Origin of the sequence: Vreelandella olivaria (assembly GCF_023507745.1) — a bacterium.
Taxonomy (GTDB): Bacteria; Pseudomonadota; Gammaproteobacteria; order Pseudomonadales; family Halomonadaceae; genus Vreelandella; species Vreelandella olivaria_A.
Genome location: NZ_JALPZO010000182.1, coordinates 15,961 through 40,961 on the forward strand (window position 1 = coordinate 15,961; position 25,001 = coordinate 40,961).

The window sequence follows — 25,001 nt, forward strand, 5'->3', positions numbered from 1 at the left end:
CTGCTCATGAGTGATTTCCATCAAAATGGCGTGATTACCGATTTTCACAACTTAACGCGCCGCTCGGTTGAGGCACTTGAGCAGGAACTGTGCCAGTTTGCAAAACGTCGCCCAATGGGGTTGATTTTACCCTCGCTTTTTTCAGAGCTTGAAGGGCCTGCACTATCAGCTATTGTGAATGAACTGGTAAAAGTGCCTTATCTCACGGAGATAGTGGTAGGCCTGGATCGGGCCGATCGAGAGCAGTTCTTATATGCTCGGGAATTCTTTGCCCGCCTGCCGCAGCACACACGTATCCTCTGGAATGATGGCCCTCGATTAAGAGCGCTGGATGCTGAGCTTGAAAGCCATGGGCTTGGAGCACTGGAGCCAGGTAAAGGAAGGAATGTTTGGTACTGCGCCGGTTACATTCTTGCGTCGGGACGTTCAGCAGTCGTGGGTCTGCATGACTGCGATATACTTACCTATGACCGGAGCCTGCTGGCACGCCTTATGTACCCCGTTGCTCACCCGCGTTTTAATTACAACTTTTGTAAAGGATACTACCCTCGTATTGCCGAAGGAAAGCTTAACGGTCGGGTATCGCGGTTGATGGTGACGCCCCTCTTACGGGCCCTCAAAACCGTCTGCGGGCCACTTCCTTACCTGGATTATCTGGATAGCTTCCGTTACCCATTGTCAGGCGAGTTTGCGATGCGAAGCGAAGTGTTGGAGGGGATTCGAATACCAGCAGACTGGGGGCTGGAGATCGGAGTTCTCTCCGAACTGCAGAGAAACTACTCTCACCGGCAACTGTGCCAGGTGGATATTGCTGATGCCTATGATCACAAGCACCAGCCAGTCAGCGAGGAAGATGCCAATAGCGGCCTTAACCGCATGAGTCTGGATATTGCCAAAGCGCTATACCGTAAGCTTGCTACCCATGGAGTAAGCTTTAGCAGTGAAGATTTTCGTACCCTCAAGGCCACCTACTACCGTCTTGCATTAGATCTGATTGAAGCTTATGACCACGATGCCACGATGAACGGCTTGAGTCTGGATAGGCACTCCGAAGAGCAAGCGGTAGAGCTGTTTGCCAGCAACTTATTAGAGGCCGGCAACCTGTTTTTGGATAACCCCCGTGAACGCCCGTTTATCCCAAGTTGGAACAGGGTTCAGGCGGCTGTGCCCGATTTGCTGGTGCGCATGCATGAAGCCGTCGAGCTGGATAATCAGGGCAGGGTATAGTGCATGGGGTGCTCGGCCTGACATTTGTCAGGTCGAGCACTGGTTCCCGGCGTCTTCACTAGAAATCAGTGGTAACCGAGTGGGTGGGGCTTGTCGTCAGTTGAGGGGCTGTGTGTGCGGCATCCCTATGAATGCGGAAATTAGCCACCAACTGACGCAGTTGGGTGCTTAGATGGGCCAACTGTTGTGTTGCATGATTGCTTTGCTGTACCAGCCCCGCATTTTGTTGCGTCATCTGATCCATCTGAGTAACCGCCTGATTGACCTGCTCAATACCGCTGCTTTGCTCGATCGTTGCAGCGGAAATCTCCTGTACAAGGGTGCTTAGTTGCTGGATATCAGACACAACACTATTGATGATATCGCCGGTATTGCTCACCTGATGACTGCCTTCCGCCATTTGGGCGGTGGCATTTTCGATAAGCCCTTTGATCTCTTGAGCAGCGGACGCCGAGCGGCTCGCCAGATGGCGTACCTCATTAGCCACTACGGCAAAGCCACGACCCTGTTCACCAGCGCGAGCGGCCTCGACGGATGCGTTGAGTGCAAGGATGTTCGTTTGGAAAGCAATTGCGTCAATGGTGTTTACGATGCTACTCATCTGAGTGGCACTTTCATTAATCACTGCCATCGTATTAATGACTGATGCCATGGCATCGCTGCCATTCTGGGCGCTTTCAGCGGTGTTGGTTGCCAAGGTGCGCGCGTGGTCGGCATGTTCTGCATTTTGTTTAACAGTGGCCGTCAGTTGCTCCATGCTGGATGCGGTTTCAGCTAATGAGGCTGCCTGTTCTTCCGTGCGTGTCGAAAGCTCTTCATTGACACTTACGATCTCCTCAACACCATGATTAACCTGATCGGCTCCGTGATTAATATCTCCAATCGTGGCAGCCAATGTTTCACGCATACGGTTTATATCAAATAACAAGCTGCTCTGATCGTTAGCCGACAACTGAGCCGTATGAGTTAAATCACCATCTGCAATATAGCGAACCACACTGGCAGCGTAGCGCGGATCACCGCCAAGCCGACGGGCGACATCACGAATTACCCAGCCCATTAGCAGTGTTACCGGAACGCCAATAATGAGCAGAATAAAGGCCGAACGAATCAGTCCTGCAATAAACGCCGCGTTAATATCATCAATATAAATACCTGCTGCCAGTGTCCAGCCCCACTCAGGGAGTTGTATAACATAGCTTACTTTGGGAACCTGATCATCACCCGTAATACGGCGGGAAAAGTAGTTAACGTGACCACCACCGGACTGAGCTGTTTCAAGAAAAGCAGCATATAAACGCATACCGCTGGCATCTTGATAAGCGCTCATATCCTCGCCTCTAGGGCGATTAGGGTGCGATACGATATTAAGGTTTTGATCAAAGGCAAAGATGTACTCGCCCTCGCCAAAGCGAACACTGGCAATATTGTCTATCGCACGCTGCTGGGCATCTTCAATGCTTAACTCGCCACTGCTGGCGCGCGTTTGCAGGGTTTGTAGTTGAGCATGAATACTGCTGACAACATGCTCAACGCTGTCTCGCCTTTCGCTTTCAATGGTTTGTCTGTTTTCCCATGCAAGCCAGCCCACCAAGAGCAGCATTGCAATCCAGATAATGCCAAGCGTGCTCCAAAGCTTTTGTGTCGTCGTTAAACTTTTCATGAATTCTGTTAACCCTTCCAATCAGTGAATACCCCTACCTTCATTTATCGGCCAGTGTGGGTCATACCTTAGTCGAGTTCTGAGAAATACATGCAGAATTTGGCTTGATAGTTGTTTTTGTTATAAACATATTCAATTTTTATTGTTACAATGAGAAGCTAACGCTCCCACAGCAGGTCTGTCACTGGAGGCAATGTATGCAACGTCCGATCGTTACCCACTTTTTTGACGAGACAAGCAATACGTTCAGCTATGTGGTGCAAGACCCTGAAAGTGATGCCTGCGCCATTATCGATTCGGTACTGGATTTTGATTATGCCGCTGGCCGCACAGATGTCCGTTCGGCCAATGAAATCATCGGGTTTATTCGGGAGAACGGCTTGGTAGTTGAGTGGATCCTGGAAACTCATGTACATGCTGACCACCTCTCCGCAGCACCTTATTTACACCAACAGTTAGGCGGTAAAACCGGGATTGGCTCACATATTGTCGATGTACAGGAAATCTTTGGCAAAGTGTTTAATGCGGGTACTGAATTTGCCCGAGATGGCCGTCAATTCAATGTGCTGTTCAATGAGGGTGATACGTTCACGATTGGCTCTTTGCAAGGTTATATATTGCATACTCCAGGGCATACACCTGCTTGTTTAACCTATGTAATAGGCGATGCCGCTTTTGTGGGCGATACGCTGTTTATGCCGGATTATGGCACCGCGCGATGTGATTTCCCCGGCGGTGATGCACGCACACTGTACCGCTCAATTCAGAGAGTATTGGCGTTACCGGGGCAAACGCGACTGTTTTTATGCCACGACTATAAAGCGCCAGGGCGGGAATCCTACCAACATGAAGCCACCGTGGCTGAACAGCGCACTGCTAATGTTCATGTGCATGAAGGCATCAGTGAAGAGACGTTTGTGAACATGCGCTCCGAGCGGGACGCCACGTTGGGCATGCCAACGCTGATCATACCATCGGTGCAGATCAATATGCGGGCTGGTGAATTACCACCTGCCGAAAATAATGGGCAGATATATTTGAAGGTGCCGCTTAATCGGTTTTGAGCAGTCATAGCGTACTTAACATCACATCAACGGCATTACACAAACGAGTAGGTGGACAGCAATGAAAGCTAACGTAGGCGGAGTCGACAAAATAGCACGTATGGCCATCGGTTTGCTGCTCATTGTGCTGGCGCTAACGGGCACGGTCGGGGCATGGGGATGGATTGGGGGCGTGCCATTGGTAACGGGCCTGTTCAGTTTCTGTCCTCTGTATCCGTTATTGGGTATCTCAACGTGTAAAACCAAGCGCTAGGTAACATTAAGGAGTTGACTGTGGACTGGACAGCAGGTTTGCAGGGGTTGATAGGCGGAGTGTTGATAGGACTTTCAGCCGTATGGCTGATGGGCTCACTTGGTCGTATCGCCGGGATTAGCGGAACTATTGGCAATTTAATTACCCAGCGTACAAAAGGCGATACTGCCTGGCGTTTGGCGTTTTTAGCCGGGTTAATTAGCGGCCCGCTGTTACTCATGGCATTGGGTGGTGGATTGGGCAATGTGGCTGGTATACCTGGAGCCGTCATCGGTGAACCAGCAGGTGGTGTACCGCTCATGCTGTTGGCAGGGCTGTTGGTTGGGCTGGGCACGGGGTTAGGTAGTGGGTGCACCAGTGGACATGGGGTCTGTGGCCTGGCGCGTTTGGCGCCCCGCTCAATGGCTGCGATGGGCATGTTTCTGATGACAGCCATCGCCACGGTTTATGTGGTACGGCATGTGATTGGAGTTGCTTTATGAATAGTACCACCGTAAAAACCGCTGCGGGGTATATGGCTGGCCTGCTATTTGGTCTGGGGTTGGGGATCTCTGGTATGACAGATCCCGCTCGGGTATTGGGGTTTTTGGATATTGCAGGTCATTGGGACCCAACGTTGGTATTTGTTCTGGGTAGCGCCGTGGGAACCACTTTTGTGGGGTATCGGTTGGTATTTGCGCGTGGCACCCCGTTATTTAGCCACAATTTTCAATTACCCACCAAACAGGAACTGGATGCGAAGTTGCTGGGTGGTGCAGCGCTTTTTGGGATTGGTTGGGGGCTTTCGGGCTACTGCCCCGGCCCTGCCATTGCCTCCATGGGAGGAGGGCTTTCGCAGCCGCTACTGGCTCTACTGGTGGCCATGGTCACAGGTTGGTTGATAGCTGACCGTTTGAACGCATCCTCCTGATGTCTGCTTTTTACCCTTTAGCTGTCGCGGGCCTCTAACCGATTAAGGCGCTTCGCTACCCATCATATCAACCAGACGTTCTGCACTTGGTAAGCCTTGGATGCGGTCAATGCGTAAATTACCGCTGTCGGCTACATACTGAAAGGCGCTGGTAGGGGTTGCATACAAGCCTAACTCTTCAAATAATTGATTGTTATCATACACCTGTTCTTCAACATTTCTTGGTTGAGCGTCGGCGTTAATAATCTCACCCTCATTATGTGCATGCAGGGTGGCAGCAGGGTCCTCGGAGCCTAAAATAGTCGCCGCCAGTGCAGGACTGTTTGGGGCTAAAATGCCGATCATAATATGGCGCAGTTGAACCTCTCCAGCCTCTACCCAGGGGCGAGCTTGTTCCCAGAACTGACGGCAATAAGGGCAGTTGGCATCGGTAAAGGTATAGATAATACGTGGCGCATTGTCATCGCCATCCTGGATCCAGTGGCTATCCTCCAGTAATTGCCACGTTTCGGCTTCGAGTGGTACTCGTACATGCTCGTCCAATTGCGCTTCGGTAAGGTCATTGCCTGCACTATCCATCAACGTACCCACGATGGCATGTTCCCCGTCGGGCGTTAAATAGATTGCCATATCCTGCCCTTGAACGCTGGCTCCATAGCCACGTAAACCTCCTGGGGCATCGAACTGCCCGTGAATGGTGAGTCCCTGGTTGGCCAATGTTTGAACCGGTGGGGGTAGTTCATCTGCCTGGCTTGTCAATGCGGTACTGATACTCGCTAGTATCAAAAAATTACTTAGGCTGGATAGAGCAAAGCGTTGCATAACAACATCCCTATTTAATGGGTAATGATCATTGCCTTAGTCTGTCATAGACAGCTTATCTTTGATGATTTGGCCTCTTCTCCTTGAGTGCAGACTCTCACTCATCCGCCACCAGCCAGCGTACAGCATAGGGAGGCAGGGAGGACTCAGTTCCCCAATGGCTCTGTGCATCCAATGCCTGCCATGCATGCAGATCCAGTGCTTGGCTCACCGCTTCACCCACATTTGCCAGTGGCAATAATGTATCGGTAACGTTAAATAGAGCCAGCAAACGTCGCCCATTGCTCAACGGGCCTCGCTCAATGGCGAGTAATTCTGGTGGTGAGGGAAGCACGCGCTGGGCGGCGTGAGGATGAAAGCAGGGCTCATGGCGGCGCTGGTCCAGTAGCTTCCCAAGGGCATGGAAAACATCATGGGTAGGGGTGGAGGGGCTTTCAAGCAGTAATGCAAGTTCATCCCGCTGCCAGCGGCGGCGGTTGATAGAGCGTAACCGTCCGCTGCGCTCAATGCCTTCCACATCATTAAGCGTCCCTGTCAGCGTGTGGATATAGAGTGCCGGAATGCCCTGCAGGCTGAGCATAATCGCCTGGCTACATAGAAAACGCGCGATTTGCCATGGGTCTGGGCCGCGCCGTGTACCCCGCATGGCTTCAAACCAGGTAATGTTGATCTCATAAGGTGTATCACTGCCGTCAGGATTACTGCGCATACTTACAAAACCACCAAAACGGTGCATCAACTCCAGCAGGGCATCCCGCTCATGGTCTGGCAGCAGGCCCTCCAGGGGGCGTACACCGATGCCATCATGGCTGGCTGTAAAGTTTAAGTAGGTGCACTGTTCCGGTAGTACCGGCAAGCCCGAAAGCCAGGTTTGGATAGTGGTTGTCTCGCCGCGGGTCAGGGTATGGAGTAATAGCGGTGGTAGCGCGAACTGGTACACCATATGCGCTTCATCAGGCGAGCCTTCGGGCAGGCGCTCAAGGCCGAAATAACTAATATTTTCCGCATGGGGAACGTTGGTTTCGGTGATTAACAGGGTACCCGGTGCCAGCTCATCCACAATGGCTCTTAGTAAACGCACGACCGTGTGGGTTTCTGGCAGGTGAATGCAGGGTGTACCCAAACGTTTCCATAAAAAAGCCACTGCATCCAGACGGATGATCCGTACGCCTTGCTGAAGATAAAAAAGCAGAATGCCTACAAATTCCAGCAGAACGTCTGGGTTTTCAAAATTCAGGTCAATCTGATCCTCTGAAAAAGTGGCCCACAGGTGGCGGGTACCCCGGCGGGTGGAAATCGGCACTAGCAGAGGATTGCTGCGCGGTCTTGTAACCTGTGAGACATCGGTATCAGGGTCCACTTCAATGAAGTAATCACGCCCAGGCAAGCTCCCGGTCAGATAATCCACAAACCATAACGACTCACGGGAGACATGGTTAAGCACCAGATCAGCCATCAGGTCATAGTGGCTGGCTAACTCCTGGATATGCTCCCAATCACCCAACTCGGGATTCACCTCCCGATAATGGATAACTGAAAAACCATCATCACTGCTCCAGGGGAAAAAGGGTAAAACATGAACACCACTAATGCGCTCGCCTAAATAGCGCTGGAGAAACTCGCTTAGCACCGCAAGCGGTGGCAAGCCCTCTGCCACAATGGAATCGCCATAACTAATGACCCACTGGTCTTTTTCGCTCCAGGTGGGGGCATGACCAACATGCTGGGGGGCATTGCTTGCCGAAGGGAACGGGGTATCACGAAAAACCGTACGGTAATGATCAATATGTTGCCCTAAACGCCGCTGCACTTCGTCTGCACGGGGACCATAAAGATGAGAAAGATAATGGTGAACCGTCTGCTCAAAGGGGGTCATGCGGGCATCCTCTTAAAACAATCTGATACAAACGCTGCAGCTTGTATGCCGAATCGTTACAATACTAGGCTAATGCTGCGTTTAATGAAGAGGCTACCCTTTACTTGCAACAGCTCTTTTTCCGATAACAATCGAAGCGCGTGACAAGGTAGCGTGTGAAAAGCTGTCAATGGCAGGTATTTTGTACAACACCTAAGACGTGGTTAACAATAGCTTATAACATGCTGCTTAATGCTGTTATCCGCACGTACTGACAACAGGTTGACTGCTATGCATTGCCCTTTTTGTGGTGCCAATGATACCCGAGTGAGCGATTCCCGGCTGGTGGCGGATGGTGATCAGGTCCGTCGTCGCCGCCAGTGTGCCAACTGCCATGAGCGCTTTACTACCTATGAAACCGCCGAATTGATCATGCCGAGGGTAGTGAAATCAGATGGATCCCGGGAGAGCTTTAACGAGGCTAAATTGCGGGCGGGTATGTTACGTGCACTCGAAAAACGTCCTGTCAGTGCGGAGGCCATTGAAGCGGCTGTTGAGCGTATCCGCCAATCATTACGTGCTCGTGGTGATCGCGAGGTTAATGCCCGCGATATCGGTGAAGCGGTGATGAAGGCGTTGAGAAATCTTGATCAAGTCGCTTATATACGCTTTGCATCGGTCTATCGGAAATTCCAGGACTTGGATGAGTTTCGTGCGGAAATAGACCGGCTCTCCCAGGATACCGACCAAGCCCCCGCCATGAAAACGCCGCTTGGCGACGATGGGCACGGGGAGCACTAATGAGTCCTGAGTCGCGACAAGCGAACACTACCATGTTTGATCATCACTATATGGCACGAGCCCTGAAGCTTGCTGAGCAGGGGTTATACACCTCGGACCCGAATCCCAGGGTCGGTTGCGTTATCGTTCAATACGATCAGGGAGCAGAGGGGCGTATTGTTGGGGAGGGCTTTCATCTTCGCGCGGGTGAGCCCCATGCGGAAATTCACGCGCTCAACGCCGCCGGTGCAGCAGCAAAAGGGGCAACGGCTTATGTCACCCTGGAGCCCTGTTCTCATACGGGAAGAACAGGCCCCTGCGCTGTGGCACTGGTAGAAGCCCAGGTTGCTCGGGTGGTGGTGGCGATGGTAGACCCAAACCCTCAAGTGAGCGGACAAGGTATTGAGCGGCTTCAAGCAGCTGGCATTACGGTGGAAGTGGGGCTGTTGGAGCAAGATGCGAAGGCGCTGAACCCTGGTTTTATTTCCCGCATGCAGCGCCAGCGTCCTTTTGTGCGATTAAAAATGGCGATGAGCCTTGATGGGCGCACCGCCATGGGGTCGGGTGAATCCCAGTGGATTACCGGCCCGGAAGCCCGCAGTCAGGTGCAGCGCCTGCGAGCACGCTCAAGCGCTATTTTGAGTGGTGTGGAGTCCATTATTATGGATGATTCGCGGCTAACGTTACGGGCGGATCAACTGGAATTGGCTAATGCTGACGACATCATTAAACGCCAGCCGCTGCGCGTTATTCTGGATTCGCGGCTGCGTTTGCCGCTAGCGGCTGCCTGTCTGCGGGAGCCAGGACGAACATTGATTATTGCCACGGAACAGCACAGTGATGAGAAGAGGCGCAAGCTGGAAGCTGCCGGTGCTGAAATACACGTCCTGCCCATGGCCCAGGAAGGGCGGGTATCGCTAACTGACATGCTGCATTGGCTGTCGGAAAATGAACAGGTTAACGAGCTGCTGGTGGAAACAGGTGCCACCCTGGCCGGTGCGCTGGTAGGCGCCGGTTTGGTCGATGAGCTGCAACTCTTTGTTGCTCCAACGCTCCTTGGTGGCGAAGCCAAGCCCTTGTTTGCATTACCTGACTTAACCCGGATGGTGGATCAGAAGCGATTGACCATCAAGGAAGTACGCGCTATTGGGCATGATTGGCGCATTATCGCCGAGCCCCTTACTGACTAGCGCAAGCGTCGATAGCAAGGTACCCTGACGCGCGAAATCGCTGCAATGCGACCACTTTTTTGGAGATTCCATGACGCACTCCTCTACTGAAGGTTTGTCCTCAATCGCTGAGCTGGTGGAAGATATTCGCCACGGTAAAATGGTGATTCTCATGGATGATGAGGATCGCGAAAACGAAGGTGATATCATCATGGCGGCCGAAAAAGTTCAGGCCGAGCATATCAACTTCATGGCCCGCTATGCGCGTGGCCTTATCTGTATGCCGATGACCCGTGAGCGTTGTGAACAGCTTAACCTGCCACTCATGGTGCAGGATAACGGCTCTGGTTTTGGTACTAAGTTCACGCTCTCTATAGAAGCGACAGAAGGTGTCACGACAGGAATCTCGGCAGCTGATCGTGCCCGTACCGTCCAAGCGGCGGTGGCGCCGAATGCCAAGCCAGCGGATATCGTTCAGCCGGGGCACATTTTTCCGCTGATGGCGGAACCAGGTGGTGTCTTACGTCGCGCAGGGCACACCGAAGCCGCCTGTGATCTTGCTGCCCTGGCGGGTTGCGACCCTAGTGGGGTTATCTGCGAGGTGATGAACGATGACGGCAGTATGGCGCGTCGTTCGGAGCTTGAAGTATTTGCGAAGACTCACGGTATCAAAATCGGTACCATTGCTGATCTGATTCACTATCGTATCGTCAACGAGCAAACCGTTGACGCGATTGAAACCACCAGCGTTACGACAGCCCATGGTGAGTTAGCGCTCCATGTCTTCCGCGATCGTATTCAAGGGGCGCACCATTTAGCGCTGGTGAAAGGGCAGCCAGCACCTGAACAGGCCACCACGGTACGTGTTCACCTGGCTGATACACTGCGGGATGTGATGGGGCTGCTGAAGGGGGAGCAGTGCCGCTGGGATGCTAATCGTGCACTTGAAGAGATTGCCCATGCGCCAGCCGGTGTGTTTGTGCTGATTGATGATGGCCGCCCCCATCAGGATTTGAAAGATCAGTTGGATATCTTTCTGGACCGTGTACGTCAGCCACGTACCAGTGACTCAGATGGTGCCGGCAACTACTTAACGATTGGTACTGGCTCGCAAATTCTGCGCCACCTGGGCGTGGGTAAAATGCGGCTACTTAGCTCCCCGTGGAAATTCTCGGCACTCTCAGGATTCGATCTCGAAGTTGTCGAGCGCCTGGGACCCAATGACACGGCGTATGAGCCAACTACTCAGCAGGAATAAATTGATGCAATCCCTTTCGCAAGTTGAAGGCAGTTTTGTGGATGTCGATGGGCGTTATGTCATCGTCGTAGGACGATTTAATCATCATGTGGTGGATAGCCTGGTAGAGGGAGCGGTTGATAGCCTTACCCGGCACGGGGTAGATGCTGAAAATATTCATATTGTCCACGTACCCGGTGCCTGGGAGCTACCACTGGCAGTCAAGCGGGTGCTGAGCGTTATGAAGCCCGATGCCGTGATTGCCCTTGGTGCCGTTATCCGTGGTGGTACGCCGCATTTTGAATACGTGGCTGGTGGTTGCAATACCGCGATCAATCACCTCCAGCTTGAGTTTGAAACACCGGTAGCGAATGGCGTGTTAACCGTTGAATCTATCGAGCAGGCGATTGAACGCGCTGGTACTAAAGCCGGTAATAAAGGCACTGAAGCTGCTATGGCTGCGATGGAAATGGTATCGCTGCTGCGTGCTCTGCCGGTGGGAGACTCGAAATGAGCGAGCGTCGTGAGCGTAAGCCCTCTGCCGCACAGCAAGGGCGTCACGCTGCACGTGAGTTGGCGGTTCAGGGGCTCTACCAATGGCAAATGACGGGCAAATCCATCACAACCATCGAAGCTGAGTTTCGTAGCCAGGTCGCCGATGACGATCTGGAAGACCACGAAAACTGGCTAAAAGTGATGGAAATTGCCGATAAAGCGCTGTTCCATGAGCTGCTACATAACACGGTACGCTTTAAAGCCGAGCTTGATCGTGAGATCTCGCCGCTGCTTGATCGTCGTTTGGAAGATCTGGATGCGGTGGAGTTGGCGATCCTTCGCCTGGGTGCTTACGAGCTTTCCCGCCGTATGGAAGTTCCGTACCGTGTTGTGATCAACGAAGGCGTTGAGCTGGCTAAATCATTTGGCGCCACCGACGGCCATAAGTACGTGAATGGCATTCTCGATAAGCTGGCAAATCGCTTACGTAGTGCCGAAGTCAGCGCCCGCCGTTTATAAGACGGACCGTCTGATAATGCGTTTAAGGGGCCTTTGTGCTTGCCGAATTTGATCTGATTCGACGCTACCTTATGTCGCCGCAGGAGGCGCAAGCGGCAAATGGCGTTGCCCTTGGAAATGGTGACGATGCCACCCTGTTGATGCCCAGGGCCGGGCAGCAGTTAGTGGTTAGCGTCGATACGTCTGTTGTTGATGTGCATTTCCCCCACGATGCCCCCGGCTTTGCGATCGGGCATCGAGCATTAGCGGTTGCCCTGAGTGACCTGGCAGCCATGGGAGCAGCGTCTCGCTGGTGTTTAATGGCGCTAACACTGGATCAGCGGGCCTTTGTGGATAAAAAGGTCGCAGAACAGTGGGTGTCTGATTATGCCAGAGGGTTTCATACACTCTGTCAGCAACATGCCACCACTCTGGTGGGTGGCGATGTGACCTCTGGGGCACTAACGATCTCAGTCACGGTCATGGGGGAGGTACCCACAGGTATCGCCATGACCCGCTCAGGTGCCCAGGTGGGCGATGTTATTGCCGTCACCGGGACCTTGGGGGGAGGCGCTGGTGGGCTTGCGCTGTGGCAAAAAGGTGAGCGGGATATCACGCACCCCTTGTTACAGCGCTATCTATTACCTGAGCCTCGCTTGGCTGCGGGTGTGGCGTTACGCAGTATAGCCACTGCCGCGATGGATATCTCCGATGGCTTACTGGCGGATCTGGCCCATCTTCGTGCAGCCTCACATGTAGGAGCTACGTTAGAGCCTGAGGCATTGCCACTGGCGGAAGGGCTGGAGCAACTGCTCGGCCAGTCAGACGCCCGTAAAGCAGCCTTATCAGGAGGAGATGACTATGAATTGCTGGTCACACTTGCCCCGGAAGATGTCGCCTGTGCCCAGGCACGGCTTGCTGACTTAGGTATAACACTGACCGTCATCGGGCGCTGTAATGAAGCCTTAGGCGTGACCGGAGTGTCCTCAGCCGATTATGCTGGCTGGCAGCATTTTAGTGGGGATACGCCATGAACCGCGCACCGGCAAGTGTTTGGCGACGCCCAACTCACTTTTTTGCTTTCGGTCTGGGCAGTGGTACTGTGCCCTGGGCGCCCGGCACGTTTGGCACCCTGGCTGCGATTCCTTTCTACTGGGTGATGGCTGACTTGCCCCTTGGCTGGTATCTGGGGCTGGTGTTTGCTGCTTTCGTGGTTGGGGTATGGCTGTGTGATAAAACCTCCCAGGATCTAGGCGTACATGATCACTCCGGGATCGTATGGGACGAATTTGTTGGCTACTGGATTACCATGGCAGCGGTACCCTTTTCCTGGGAAGCTGCGCTATGGGGCTTTATCGTGTTTCGAATCTTCGATGTCTTTAAACCCTGGCCCATCCGTTGGGCAGACCGTCGGGTGGCTGGCGGATTTGGTATCATGATTGATGATGTGATGGCAGGGATTTATGCCTGGAGTACAATGCACCTTTGGTTCTGGCTACATTGAAGGTTTTAAGTGAACGCAAAGGACAATGCTGTAGTAACCTAGCGATTATCGGTGGCGAATAACTCCTCAATCGTGGAGCTGTTCAAGGAGATGGCATGCGCAAGGAACGTCTGATCGTCCCCATACTGGCGGCAGTTGCCGCTGTATGGATGGTGGCGCAACTGCTTTCTAGTGTGCTGTTCGAGCGTAGCCTTCGCCAGGCGTTGGATGACCTGGAGGCGCGAGGAGAATGGCGGGTTAGCCGTACAGACAGTCGTCAGGGGTGGTTAACCTCACAGGGAAGCGTACTGCTGTCACCACTGCTTGGTCGCCCCTGGCGCTTAGAGCTGACCTACCGTGCCCGCCACGGCGTCTTAAGTACCGATGTTGAAGGGACACTGCTACCCCGGTTGGATAGCGTACTGCAAAAAGCGGTTGGCGAGGTATCTGCCCCCTCCGTGCCTCGCTGGCAGGGTCGCTACCATACACTAAGCGGCCGCACTGAGCTTAGATTGGCACTGGCTCCCTTCATTGTGCAGCAAAGTGGTCGCGAGCTGGATGTGCGTGGCTTGCGCCTGCGGCTGGAAGGTGTGTTCGGTGACTGGCGGCTACGTGCGTTATTGGATCAACTTACCTTAACCGACGGTTTGTCCCAGTTAGCCCTCGGGCCTACGACCCTTGAAAGCCGCTATACTTATATTCACGATGCGTACCATTTTGCGCAGCGGGATCACCTTCATATTGAACACTTGGCACTCCATTACCCCGCTTACGATATCCAGATGACCTCTCTGGATGCCATTAGCCATATGGTGCTGGATGAGAGTGAACTGCGTTTAAAAGGCGAACTCGTTCTGGGGGAGGTACGTGTGCCCAGCGAAGCGCCGGATACACCACTATTAAGTGGCCGAATAGAAGCGGAGCTTTCGCGCCTCAATGCTGACGCTGTGCGCCAGGTGATTCGCAAGCTGCGCCAGGAAGCCGCATGGGGGGATACAAGCCTCCCCATGGCAGAAGGTCTGTTAGCCCGGCTAGAGCCTGATCTGCTGCAGGTAATGAGCGACTCGCCCCGTTTGGATGTCACCGCCGTATCCATTGAAAGCCCGCTATTGGAGTTGAGTGTAGAGGCCGATGGTGCACTGTTTTTTGATGCCCGCCGCCTCAATGAGCTGAGTTTGGCGGCATTGGAGAAGCCCGAAGAGCGAGCCCGTTGGTTAGAGCGTATTGATGGAGATTTTACCTGGTACGATGCGCCCACTGTGGCTGCGCTATGGCTCGGTTTGCCGTTGGGTACCCGAGAACTGCAGTTTGATGTGATTCGCGGTGTATGGCGGGTTAATGGTCGGCCAATGCCCGAATTATGGCCCTGAACGTTTTTTAGTAGTAACTGATTAATGATGATTCCAGGCCTTATTCACGAGTCAGTTAAATTCCCCAAGGGTTGAAGTTTTGGCTATGTGCCCACATTCCAGTAGCAACACTAAGCGGTGAAATCCGCTAGTCACTGTTGATTGGAGGGCGCATGAGCGACCAGGATTACGACCGCGATCAAGAACACGCCGACTGGCTAACTGATAGCGAGTCGCGAGAAGAGTCCCATAGTAGCGAAGAGCACCGTTCCGATGGTGAACGGGTCAATTCATTAGTTCCTGCCAGTGAAATGCTGCCAGAGCGTATCTACCTGTTACCGATCCATAATCGTCCCTTTTTTCCTGCTCAAGTACAGCCGTTGGTGATCAACCGTGAGCGTTGGGAAGAAACCATGCGCCGAGTAGGTAATACGCCGCACCACACTATCGGTGTTGCCTTTGTTGGTGAGCAGGGTATTGAATCGCTTGATCATGAAAACTTCCCGGAGATTGGTACTGCTGTCAAAGTCCACAAGCTAAAGGGCGAAGATCAGCAGATTCAGTTTATTGCCCATGGGCTACAGCGCTTCAAAATCCAGCGTTGGCTTTCGAAAGAGCCTCCTTATCTGGTAGAGGTCAGTTACCCCAAAGAACCCGTAAATGCCGAAGATGAAGAGACCCGTGCTTATGCCATGGCGATCATTAACGGCATTAAAGAGCTGTTGCCCATTAACCCGCTGTATGGTGAAGAGCTCAAGCACTACCTGAATCGCTTCAGCCCACACCAACCAGGTCCGCTAACCGATTTCGCCGCGGCGATCACTTCTGCAAAAGGTCCCGAATTACAGGACGTATTGGCGACACTGCCTGTCGCTGAGCGCATGCACAAAGTATTACCGCTGCTGCGCAAAGAGATTGATGTCGCGCAACTGCAAAGTGAAATCAGTGAGCAGGTGAATGCACAGATGCAGGAGCGCCAGCGGGAGTTCTTCCTGCGCGAGCAGTTGAAGGTCATTCAGCGCGAGCTGGGTATCTCCAAAGATGACCGCGAAAACGATGTTGATACCTTTAGAAGTCGCCTGGAATCGCTGGTGGTACCCGAGCGTGTCCAGTCGCGCATCGACGATGAGCTTAACAAACTGAGTGTGCTGGAAACCGGTTCTCCAGAATACGGTACCACCCGTAACTATCTCGACTGGTTAACCTCTCTGCCGTGGGGGGTTACCAGTCAGGATAAACTGGACCTTGCCCATGCCAGGGAAGTGTTGGACCGCGACCATGACGGTTTAAAGGACGTCAAAGAGCGGATTATTGAATTCCTTGCAGAGGGTACCTTCAAAGGTGACGTAGGGGGCTCGATTGTACTGCTGGTTGGGCCTCCCGGTGTGGGTAAAACCTCCATTGGGCGTTCGATAGCAGAAGCGCTGGGAAGAGAGTTTTATCGCTTCTCTGTCGGAGGCATGCGCGACGAGGCAGAAATCAAGGGACATCGCCGTACTTACGTGGGTGCCATGCCCGGCAAGCTGGTTCAGGCCTTCAAGGAAGTCGAGGTTGAAAATCCCGTCATCATGCTGGATGAGATAGACAAGCTTGGCCAGTCGTTTCAGGGAGATCCTGCTTCAGCGCTGCTTGAAGTGCTCGATCCTGAGCAAAACGTGGATTTCCTGGATCACTATCTTGATGTGCGAATGGATCTCTCAAAGGTGCTGTTTGTCTGTACCGCCAATACGCTGGACTCTATTCCGGGGCCACTATTGGATCGCATGGAACAGATTCGGCTATCGGGTTATATCGCGGAAGAGAAACTTCAGATCGCCAAGCATCACTTATGGCCCAAATTGCTCAAGCGCGACAAGCTGCCGAAAAAACGCATTAACCTTACCGACGCTGCACTCAAGCAGGTGATCGATGGTTATGCCCGTGAAGCTGGTGTGCGTCAGCTGGAAAAACAGCTTCACCGTATTGTGCGTAAAGCAGCCGTCAAACTGTTGGAAGACCAACTGGAGACCGTCAGCATCTCTGTTAAGAACCTCGAAGAGTTCCTTGGCGCGCCGCTATTCCGTAAAGAAAAGGTGCTCAAAGGTGAAGGGGTGGTCACCGGGCTGGCCTGGACGTCCATGGGTGGCGCGACACTGCCCATTGAAGCGGGCAAGGTGCATGCGCTGGATCGTGGTTTTAAATTGACGGGCAAACTTGGCGATGTAATGAAGGAGTCCGCCAATATTGCCTACAGCTACACGCTGGGCCATTTGCAAGAGTATGGTGCCGATGCTGACTTCTTCGACTCCGCGTTTGTGCATCTGCACGTCCCGGAAGGTGCCACGCCAAAAGATGGTCCATCTGCGGGAGTGACCATGACGACTGCACTGTTGTCACTGGCCAGGCACCAGGCGATTGAGCGCCCCCTGGCAATGACCGGAGAGTTAACGCTCACCGGTCAGGTGCTGCCAGTGGGTGGGATTCGTGAGAAGGTGATTGCCGCACGGCGCAGCGACATTTTTGAGGTAATACTTCCTGAAGCTAATCGCCGCGATTATGAAGAGCTACCCGACTACTTAAAAGAGGGAATGACCGTACACTTCGCAAGCCGTTACCGTGACGTAGCCAACGTGGTTTTTAAATAGAAAGTAGCTGATAAACACAGCAAACTATCCGTTAGAAGCGCCGCTCTGAGGAGAACGGTGCTTTTTTACATCTATTTACTGGTTAAATCTACTTGAGAAACGGGATAATAGGAGTAAGTCAAAAATTAAAAAAACCACCCCCTGGGAGCTATCCATGCGCAACAACCAACCCATCACGCAGCGTGAGTACGTGCTGGACGATGAAGCCGTTCTAATCTCTCGCTCAGATGCAAAAGGTAACGTCACCTACGCGAATGCAGGCTTTGTTGAAGTCAGTGGATATTCACGTGATGAACTGGTAGGGGCTCCGCATAGTCTGATTCGTCATCCTGATATGCCTGAAGCCGCCTATGCTGACCTGTGGAATACCATCCAGGCAGGTGCCACATGGCAGGGAGTCGTCAAAAACCGTCGTAAAAACGGAGATCACTACTGGGTGAGTGCTACCGTGGCGCCGCTAAGAGATGGTGAGCGGGTCGTGGGCTACACCTCAGTGCGCCGCAAGGCACCGGCCCAGAGTGTCACCCAGGCCGAACAGGCCTATGCGGAAATACGTGAGAAAGGCAAATCCCGTCATTATCGCCTTAACCGTGGCACCCTCCAGCGCAAAGGGGTTCGCGGCTTCTTTGCACGTTTCCAGCTCACCAGTCTAAAAGCCAGGCTCACTGGGATGGTGATTGCCTCGCTGGTCTTGTTAGCGTCTGCAGGCGGGCTTGGGGTATACGGTTTGATCGCTTCGGGAGAGCGCCTGGATACGCTCAACCGGTCCGCTCTTGAGTCCGTGGCAAACCTGCAGCGTATTGAACGTGGGGTCGGGCAGGTAGTGGAGATACTGGAGCCCGCAGTGCGTAATCCACGACGGGTGGATATAGAAGAGGTCACTACTTCCATTGGTGAACATACTGAAGCGATTCAAACCATGTGGGATAGCTATCGCGTAAATGATGATGCAACCAGCGATAGCCAGGTTGCATTTGATAGTGCCTTAACAACGTGGCGCAACGGTATCAACTCGGCGTTGGTTGCTATCAGAGACGCGAATGGGTTTGCAGCGTTCGAAGCACTCACCGATTCGGTTCAACCGACAACAGAAGTGCTGCGCCAGGTAAGCAGTCAGTTGGTGATCCAGGAGCGTGACAATGCAGAGGTACTGGTTGCTCAGGCACACCAAGGTCGTCAGCAAATGCTCATTGCCCAGCTTGTGTTGATGACGGTAGGCCTTCTGGTGATGGTAGGTCTAAGTGTCGCTATTCTGAAATCGGTGTTCCGCAGTCTGGCGGGCGCACGCCATATGAGTTTTCAAATTGCATCTGGTAACTTAGCCGCTCGAGAGCGTCGCCAAACCAATGATGAATTGGGCGAACTCCTTTATTCGCTCGATACCATGCGTTTTAGTCTGGCGAGCATTGTGGGGGATGTAGAAAAGCGGGTCTCGGTGGTGACCCCTGCCGTACAACAAATTGCTGCTGAAAACGAAGAACTTGCATCACGTACCGAACAGCAGGCCTCATCGCTTCAACAGACCGCTTCCAGTATGGAGGAAATGACCTCAACAGTGCAGCAAAACACTGAAAATGCACGCCAGGCAACCGAGTTGGCTGCTCAGAATGCTCATAGCACGCGCGATACCCGGCAGCAAATGGAGCAGTTGGTGGAGCGTATGCAGCGCATAGCCCAGCGTGCTGAAAAAATGACCGAAATGATTGGTGTGATTGATGGTATTGCGTTCCAAACCAATATTCTCGCGCTTAATGCATCGGTAGAGGCAGCACGTGCTGGCGAGCATGGGCGAGGCTTCGCTGTTGTAGCGAGCGAAGTACGTAGTTTGGCTGGTCGCAGTGCCGATGCGGCTCAAGAAATACGCAAAATGATTGATAGTACCACCCAGGAGGTAAACGGTGGCCGTAGTGCCGTGGAACAGGCGGAGTTGTCGATCGAAAATGTGGTAACGCAGGTCAGTCGGGTGAGTGAGCTGATGGCATCCATCAGCACGGCTTCCAGCGAGCAGAGCAGTGGTATCGGGCAAATTAACTCTGCCATCGCTGAAATGGATAGTGTCACCCAGCAAAATGCCACTAAGGTTCAGACCATAGCCGCGTCGGCTGATAACCTTGCTATTGAGACATTTGAGTTGGCTAATGTTGTTGATGCATTCCGTCTTGAAGGTGCCCAGAGCGAAAGCACGGCAGCTGCTCGTGAAAAGCTTCAACTGGTCAATCAGGCGCTGCGTAAAGCATCGCTTGGTTTAGCTGCCTCAGAAGCATCGTTACCTGCACATGCGCACCGGGCTGAGCCTTGGGAGGCGTTTTAAACGTACAATTCCTCAACGCTGCAGTCCATGTGCCATATCTATTAATGGCCTCATTTCTTGGGCTGATGCCTCTAATATTAAACACTTGCGTGCCACCTTTGAGTGGCACGTTTTATGCAGGGTAAGGAGTGAATGGTGTGGTACGCACAGATGTTGTGCGTATGGCTAATGCAGTATCACTAATTTAAAACGATCGGCTTGGTAAAGGAAACATCGCTAAGCGCCATGGTGGCACTGGCTATTTATAAAAAAGAGTAGGGGATTTGAATGAGCACTATTACCCAAGCGACTTTTGAGCTTTCCGATGACCAGGTATTGATCTCTCGCTCTGATCGTCAGGGCAGAATTACCTACGTTAACCAAACGTTTGTCGAGATCAGCGGCTACTCACCAAGTGACCTGATGGGTGAGCCCCACAGCTTGTTCCGTGACCCCGAGATGCCCTCTCAGGTATTTAAAAACCTGTGGGAAACCATAGAGCAGGGTAAAACGTGGCAGGGAATTCTTAAAAACCACTGTAAAGATGGCCGCACTTATTGGGTGCACACAACCGTTGCGCCGCTATTAGACGGTAACCGCGTTGCAGGCTATACCGCTATCCATCGTAAGGCGAGTGCCAAAAGAGCCGCTCAAGCTGCCAGCGTTTATAGTGCTATGCAAAGGGGCAAGGTGCGAGGTTTTAAGCTTCATTATGGTGCGTTGCGGCGCACGGGAGTGCGCGGCTGGGTTCAGCGCTTTAGCTTCAGCAGTATGCAGGCAAAATTAATGGGTATGGTTTTTGCGGCGATTGCATTGTTGGTGATTGCTGGTGCTGCTGGTGTGTATGGTTTAACTAGCTCGGCAGAAAGGCTGCGTACCCTGAACCAAACCGGGCTGGAAGGCATTGCCGATCTGCAACAAATAGAGCAACGAACCGGCCAGTTACTCCAAGTACTGGAGCCTGCGGTGCGAAATCCTCGTCGAGTAGACATGGATCTACTGGAAGAGCAGGTGAGTACGATGAGTGCGGATGTTGAAGAAACATGGCAGAACTATACCGTCCAGCGCAGTGAATCTAGCGTACTACAGGAGGGGCTCACCGCCCATCTGGAGAGCTTTTTGGCAGGCGCTTATGATGCGTATGCCGCCATCCGTGATGGCAGTGGTTTTGCCGCTTTTGAAGCATTTAACGATATCGTACAACCCGCCTCTGAAAGTATTAGTGCCACGATTAATTTACTGGTTGACCAGGAGCGTGCTGCAGCAAACGATTTGATGGAAAATGCTGAACGCCAGCAACAGCTGTTGCTATGGACTCAACTGGGTGTGTTATTGCTGGGTATATTGCTAATGGTGGGATTGAGCGTTGCGGTATTGAGGTCGCTGATCAAATCCCTGAACGAAGCCCGCCGTGTTACCTTCCAGATTGCTGCCGGTAATCTGGCCAACCGCGTTACGCTCAAGCGCAATGATGAGTTGGGTGAGCTGCTTCGATCGCTGGAAACCATGCGCGCCAGTCTGTCAGGCCTTATTACTGAAGTGGGAGGTAAAGTGGCGGTGGTAACGCCAGCATCTGAGCACATTCAACAGCAAAATGAAGATTTGGCCTCCCGCACTGAACAGCAGGCATCCTCTTTGCAGCAAACCGCTTCCAGTATGGATCAGATGACGGCCACGGTTCAGCAAAATACGGAAAATGCCCGTCAGGCCAACCAACTGGCGATGCAGAATGCAGCGACCAGCCGCGAAACGGGCGAGCGTATGCAAGCACTGGTAGAGCGTATGGAGCGCATTGCCACTAGCGCCGATAAAATGAACGACATTATTACTGTCATTGATGGTATTGCTTTCCAGACCAACATCCTGGCTCTGAACGCCTCAGTGGAAGCTGCCAGAGCCGGTGAGCAAGGCCGGGGTTTTGCGGTCGTTGCCAACGAAGTGAGGAGCCTGGCCGGGCGTAGCGCTGATGCTGCAGGTGAAATCCGTCGCCTGATTGATACTTCATCCCAGGAAATTACCGGTGGCGCTCAAGCGGTAAAAGAGGCAGAGCAGGCGATTGAACAGGTAGTCACCCAGGTAATGCGGGTGAGCGATATTATGGAGGAGATCAGTACCGCATCCGATGAGCAGAGCAGTGGTATTGCACAAATTAACACTGCTATCTCAGAAATGGATCATGTGACCCAGCAAAACGCCACCAAGGTGCAGTCTATCTCCAGCGCTGCGCAAAGCCTGACGCGTGAAGCGCTCGAGCTTGCTAATGTGATCTCAGCATTCCGCCTTGAAGGAGCCGGTGAAGAGAGTAGTGACACCGCCCGGAGCCGCTTGCTTGAAAACAAGGATGTTGAGCAATTGTCACTACCAACGGCGGGTAAATCTTCTCAACCTGATCTTAAACGACCGTCTCCCATGGTAAAAGAAGAGGCGTGGGAAACGTTCTAGCTGTTTGGCGCAGGCTGGTTGCCTTCTACATCTAGTCTCTAGAGTTGGCTCATGCCACAATCTAAGGCCGCTGGATTCACTTACCTGCTGCCTGGAGTGTGGCAGGCCACTATAACGATGTAGAGGACACCATGCCTGAGTATCGCTCCCGTACTACCACCGCTGGCCGTAATATGGCTGGTGCCCGTGCCCTTTGGCGCGCCACCGGCATGAAAGATGATGATTTCCACAAGCCGATTATCGCGGTTGCGAACTCTTTCACGCAGTTTGTGCCGGGTCATGTTCACCTCAAAGACATGGGGCAACTGGTCGCGCGTGAAATTGAAAAGGCAGGCGGTGTTGCTAAAGAATTCAATACGATTGCCGTCGATGACGGTATCGCCATGGGCCACGATGGCATGCTCTATTCGCTGCCCAGCCGCGATATTATCGCCGACAGTGTTGAATATATGTGTAATGCCCATTGTGCCGATGCGCTGGTGTGTATTTCCAACTGCGACAAAATTACACCTGGAATGCTAATGGCCGCCATGCGCCTTAACATCCCGGTGATTTTTGTATCAGGTGGCCCCATGGAGGCCGGGAAAACCAAATTGCTAAACCATGGCCTGGATCTGGTTGATGCCATGGTGATGGCCGCCGATGATAATGTCGACGATGAGATGCTGGCGGAAGTGGAGCGCAGTGCTTGCCCCACCTGCGGCAGTTGCTCTGGCATGTTTACCGCCAACTCCATGAACTGCCTGACTGAAGCGCTGGGCCTTGCATTACCTGGTAATGGTACCGTGCTGGCTACCCATGCGGATCGTCGTCGCCTGTTCGAGACTGCAGGCCATCGTATTGTGGAGCTGGCCAAGCGCTACTACGAAGGTGAAGAAGCCCACTTACTGCCTCGTGCAATCGGCAGCAAAGCCGCATTCAGGAATGCCATGACGCTGGATATCGCCATGGGCGGCTCAACCAACACCATTCTGCACCTGCTGGCCGCGGCACAGGAAGCGGAAGTCGACTTCACCATGGCGGATATTGACCGCTTATCCCGTGAAGTTCCTCAACTGTGTAAAGTTGCTCCCAACACCCAGAAATACCACATTGAAGATGTACACCGTGCAGGCGGCATCATGGCCATTCTGGGAGAGCTCGATCGCGCAGGCGTATTGGATACCACGGTGCCCACTGTGTATGGTGATAGCCTGCAAGCAGCGCTGGACGAGTGGGACATTATGCGCTCGCCCAGCCCTGAGATCGTCGAGTTTTTCAAGGCAGGCCCTGGTGGCATTCCCACCCAAACCGCATTTTCACAAAGTGCCCGTTGGCCCAGTCTGGATGGTGATCGCGCCAATGGATGTATTCGCGATCTTGAGCATGCGTTCTCCAAAGAGGGTGGCCTGGCGGTGCTTTATGGCAATATTGCTCTGGACGGTTGTGTGGTTAAAACCGCAGGTGTTGATGACTCGATTCTGGTGTTTGAAGGTAAGGCTCATGTAGTGGAGTCCCAGGATCAAGCAGTGGCTAATGTGCTTGACGGCAAGGTTAAAGAGGGCGATGTAGTGGTCATTCGCTATGAAGGCCCCAAAGGCGGGCCTGGAATGCAGGAAATGCTTTACCCGACCTCTTACTTGAAGTCCAAAGGGCTCGGCAAAGCCTGTGCACTGCTAACGGATGGTCGATTCTCTGGTGGTACCTCGGGGCTGTCCATTGGGCATGTATCTCCTGAAGCCGCTGCGGGTGGGGCGATAGGTCTGGTGGAGCAGGGAGACACGATTCTGATTGATATTCCCAATCGAGCGATTAATGTCAAACTTAGTGACGCTGAACTCGCCAAACGCCGGGACGCCATGGAAGCTAAAGGCAAAGATGCCTGGAAGCCCGTTGAGCAACGCCCGCGTAAAGTGACTCCAGCCCTGAAGGCCTACGCGCTATTAGCCACATCGGCTGATAAGGGCGCGGTGCGCGATCTTTCCAAACTCGATTAATCGTAGCAGCGAAGCGCACCCGCGGGTGCCTCATTAGCTCGTTCCTTGCGATGCGCTACGGGTTCATACCCTCGTTTGCGGGTGTGGGAGTTCGAGTCTCCCCATCCGCTCAACTTATTTCCACGCGCTAAGGAATGGCCCGGTGGTGACTTTGGCTCATTCCTCACCGCCGTGTTGCGGGATAGCGAATCCTCTATGGTGGCATCGGTTGTGATGGTTTAGAGTAAATCCATAGCGCTATTGCGTTTCTCTTCGCGCAGTTTATCCCGGGCAATATACAGGGCGGCAATGGCGCGCGCCTCATGAAAATCTTCCCGCAACAACAGGGCGGGTAACTCTTCAATGGCATGGGTTTCCACAATTAACGGCTCTGGCTCATCGCCTGACAAACGCATGGGATACAGGTCTGTCGCCATCAGCACCTGCATGCGATGGCGCATATAGTTGGGTGCTAATGAAAGCTCCACCAGCGGTTCAATACAGTGTGCACCGAAGCCGCACTCCTCCATCAGCTCGCGATTAGCTGCAGTGAGCATATCCTCGCCAGGATCCACCAACCCCTTTGGCAGGGTCAGTACATAATCCTCAAAGCCGGCAGCATACTCGCGGATCAGCAGTACGTGCTCCGGATCGGGCATTGCGATAATCATGACGGCGCCACGGTCAGCGCCAGTTAAGCGCTCGAATTGGCGCTCCTCGCCATTGGAGAAACGCAAATCAAGGGTTTCAATATGAAATAAGCGGCTTCTGGCGACGCTCTCTCTGGCCAAAATCTGCGGCTTGCGCGGGTATCCGGTTGAGGTATCGCTTGCCGATGTGTCGTGGATAGGCATCGTGCCTCCGTGGCTGCAAAAAACGGGTTAC

The 25,001-nt window shown here is 53.1% G+C and carries 21 protein-coding genes; 17 read left to right on the forward strand and 4 right to left on the reverse strand.

From position 1 onward, the window contains the following. Window positions 1–6 precede the first annotated feature (6 nt). The gene (locus HP566_RS20970) at window positions 7–1,227 is read left to right on the forward strand and encodes a glycosyl transferase (protein ID WP_249979241.1); all 1,221 of its coding nucleotides are present in this window, start codon (window positions 7–9) and stop codon (window positions 1,225–1,227) included. Between the two features lie 58 nt (window positions 1,228–1,285). Here HP566_RS20970 and HP566_RS20975 read toward each other — a convergent pair whose 3' ends face one another. Continuing rightward, the gene (locus tag HP566_RS20975; RefSeq protein WP_249979242.1) at window positions 1,286–2,890 is read right to left on the reverse strand and encodes a methyl-accepting chemotaxis protein; all 1,605 of its coding nucleotides are present in this window, start codon (window positions 2,888–2,890) and stop codon (window positions 1,286–1,288) included. A gap of 197 nt (window positions 2,891–3,087) precedes the next feature. Here HP566_RS20975 and HP566_RS20980 point away from each other — a divergent pair, with 197 nt between their 5' ends. From HP566_RS20980 to HP566_RS20995, 4 genes are all read left to right on the forward strand, one after another. Further along, complete coding sequence (locus tag HP566_RS20980) at window positions 3,088–3,954, forward strand: MBL fold metallo-hydrolase (RefSeq protein WP_249979243.1); 867 nt, start codon at window positions 3,088–3,090, stop codon at window positions 3,952–3,954. A 61-nt stretch (window positions 3,955–4,015) separates the two neighbouring features. Next, entirely contained in the window at window positions 4,016–4,207 is a 192-nt protein-coding gene (locus tag HP566_RS20985; RefSeq protein ID WP_249979244.1) for a YgaP family membrane protein, read from the forward strand. Between the two features lie 20 nt (window positions 4,208–4,227). Next, on the forward strand, window positions 4,228–4,689 hold the full coding sequence (locus tag HP566_RS20990; RefSeq protein WP_249979245.1) for a YeeE/YedE family protein: 462 nt from the start codon (window positions 4,228–4,230) through the stop codon (window positions 4,687–4,689). Continuing rightward, window positions 4,686–5,117: a YeeE/YedE family protein gene (locus tag HP566_RS20995; RefSeq protein WP_249979246.1), complete on the forward strand. Its 432-nt coding sequence runs from the start codon at window positions 4,686–4,688 to the stop codon at window positions 5,115–5,117. Before HP566_RS20990 ends, HP566_RS20995 begins: the two co-directional genes overlap by 4 nt. Before the next feature lie 42 nt (window positions 5,118–5,159). Here the strand turns inward: HP566_RS20995 and dsbG are convergent, their stop codons facing one another. Together dsbG and HP566_RS21005 are read right to left on the reverse strand one after the other, a co-directional pair. Then, window positions 5,160–5,939, reverse strand: a complete 780-nt coding sequence (dsbG, locus tag HP566_RS21000) for a thiol:disulfide interchange protein DsbG (RefSeq protein ID WP_249979247.1) — start codon at window positions 5,937–5,939, stop codon at window positions 5,160–5,162. Between the two features lie 97 nt (window positions 5,940–6,036). After that, entirely contained in the window at window positions 6,037–7,815 is a 1,779-nt protein-coding gene (locus HP566_RS21005) for a sugar phosphorylase (RefSeq protein ID WP_249979248.1), read from the reverse strand. 270 nt (window positions 7,816–8,085) lie between these two features. Here HP566_RS21005 and nrdR point away from each other — a divergent pair, with 270 nt between their 5' ends. The 12 genes from nrdR to ilvD all read left to right on the forward strand — a co-directional run bounded on the left by nrdR (window position 8,086) and on the right by ilvD (window position 24,137). Further along, window positions 8,086–8,595, forward strand: coding sequence for a transcriptional regulator NrdR (gene nrdR / locus HP566_RS21010; RefSeq protein WP_249979249.1), 510 nt, complete (start codon window positions 8,086–8,088; stop codon window positions 8,593–8,595). Continuing rightward, a complete protein-coding gene (ribD, locus tag HP566_RS21015; protein WP_249979250.1) occupies window positions 8,595–9,764 on the forward strand; it encodes a bifunctional diaminohydroxyphosphoribosylaminopyrimidine deaminase/5-amino-6-(5-phosphoribosylamino)uracil reductase RibD in 1,170 nt (389 codons plus the stop codon). The genes nrdR and ribD overlap by 1 nt, the downstream gene beginning before the upstream one ends. A gap of 70 nt (window positions 9,765–9,834) precedes the next feature. Then, window positions 9,835–11,001: a bifunctional 3,4-dihydroxy-2-butanone-4-phosphate synthase/GTP cyclohydrolase II gene (ribBA, locus tag HP566_RS21020; protein ID WP_249979251.1), complete on the forward strand. Its 1,167-nt coding sequence runs from the start codon at window positions 9,835–9,837 to the stop codon at window positions 10,999–11,001. A 4-nt stretch (window positions 11,002–11,005) separates the two neighbouring features. After that, window positions 11,006–11,494, forward strand: a complete 489-nt coding sequence (ribH, locus tag HP566_RS21025; RefSeq protein ID WP_249979252.1) for a 6,7-dimethyl-8-ribityllumazine synthase — start codon at window positions 11,006–11,008, stop codon at window positions 11,492–11,494. Continuing rightward, window positions 11,491–11,994 carry a transcription antitermination factor NusB gene (gene nusB, locus HP566_RS21030; protein ID WP_249979253.1) on the forward strand — a complete coding sequence of 168 codons (504 nt, stop codon included), beginning with the start codon at window positions 11,491–11,493 and terminating at the stop codon, window positions 11,992–11,994. The genes ribH and nusB overlap by 4 nt, the downstream gene beginning before the upstream one ends. A gap of 35 nt (window positions 11,995–12,029) precedes the next feature. After that, the gene (thiL, locus tag HP566_RS21035) at window positions 12,030–13,007 is read left to right on the forward strand and encodes a thiamine-phosphate kinase (RefSeq protein WP_249979254.1); all 978 of its coding nucleotides are present in this window, start codon (window positions 12,030–12,032) and stop codon (window positions 13,005–13,007) included. Continuing rightward, window positions 13,004–13,477: a phosphatidylglycerophosphatase A family protein gene (locus tag HP566_RS21040; protein ID WP_249979255.1), complete on the forward strand. Its 474-nt coding sequence runs from the start codon at window positions 13,004–13,006 to the stop codon at window positions 13,475–13,477. Before thiL ends, HP566_RS21040 begins: the two co-directional genes overlap by 4 nt. A 95-nt stretch (window positions 13,478–13,572) precedes the next feature. Next, window positions 13,573–14,826 carry a DUF945 family protein gene (locus tag HP566_RS21045; RefSeq protein WP_249979256.1) on the forward strand — a complete coding sequence of 418 codons (1,254 nt, stop codon included), beginning with the start codon at window positions 13,573–13,575 and terminating at the stop codon, window positions 14,824–14,826. 152 nt (window positions 14,827–14,978) lie between these two features. Beyond that, window positions 14,979–17,429 (forward strand): endopeptidase La, encoded by a 2,451-nt coding sequence (gene lon, locus HP566_RS21050; protein ID WP_249979257.1) that lies wholly within the window; start codon window positions 14,979–14,981, stop codon window positions 17,427–17,429. A 154-nt stretch (window positions 17,430–17,583) separates the two neighbouring features. Beyond that, a complete protein-coding gene (locus HP566_RS21055; protein WP_249979258.1) occupies window positions 17,584–19,740 on the forward strand; it encodes a methyl-accepting chemotaxis protein in 2,157 nt (718 codons plus the stop codon). Between the two features lie 267 nt (window positions 19,741–20,007). Further along, window positions 20,008–22,161: a methyl-accepting chemotaxis protein gene (locus HP566_RS21060; RefSeq protein WP_249979259.1), complete on the forward strand. Its 2,154-nt coding sequence runs from the start codon at window positions 20,008–20,010 to the stop codon at window positions 22,159–22,161. A 131-nt stretch (window positions 22,162–22,292) separates the two neighbouring features. Beyond that, complete coding sequence (gene ilvD / locus HP566_RS21065) at window positions 22,293–24,137, forward strand: dihydroxy-acid dehydratase (RefSeq protein WP_249979260.1); 1,845 nt, start codon at window positions 22,293–22,295, stop codon at window positions 24,135–24,137. Between the two features lie 218 nt (window positions 24,138–24,355). Here the strand turns inward: ilvD and nudE are convergent, their stop codons facing one another. Beyond that, a complete protein-coding gene (gene nudE, locus HP566_RS21070; RefSeq protein ID WP_249979261.1) occupies window positions 24,356–24,970 on the reverse strand; it encodes an ADP compounds hydrolase NudE in 615 nt (204 codons plus the stop codon). Between the last annotated feature and the right edge of the window lie 31 nt (window positions 24,971–25,001).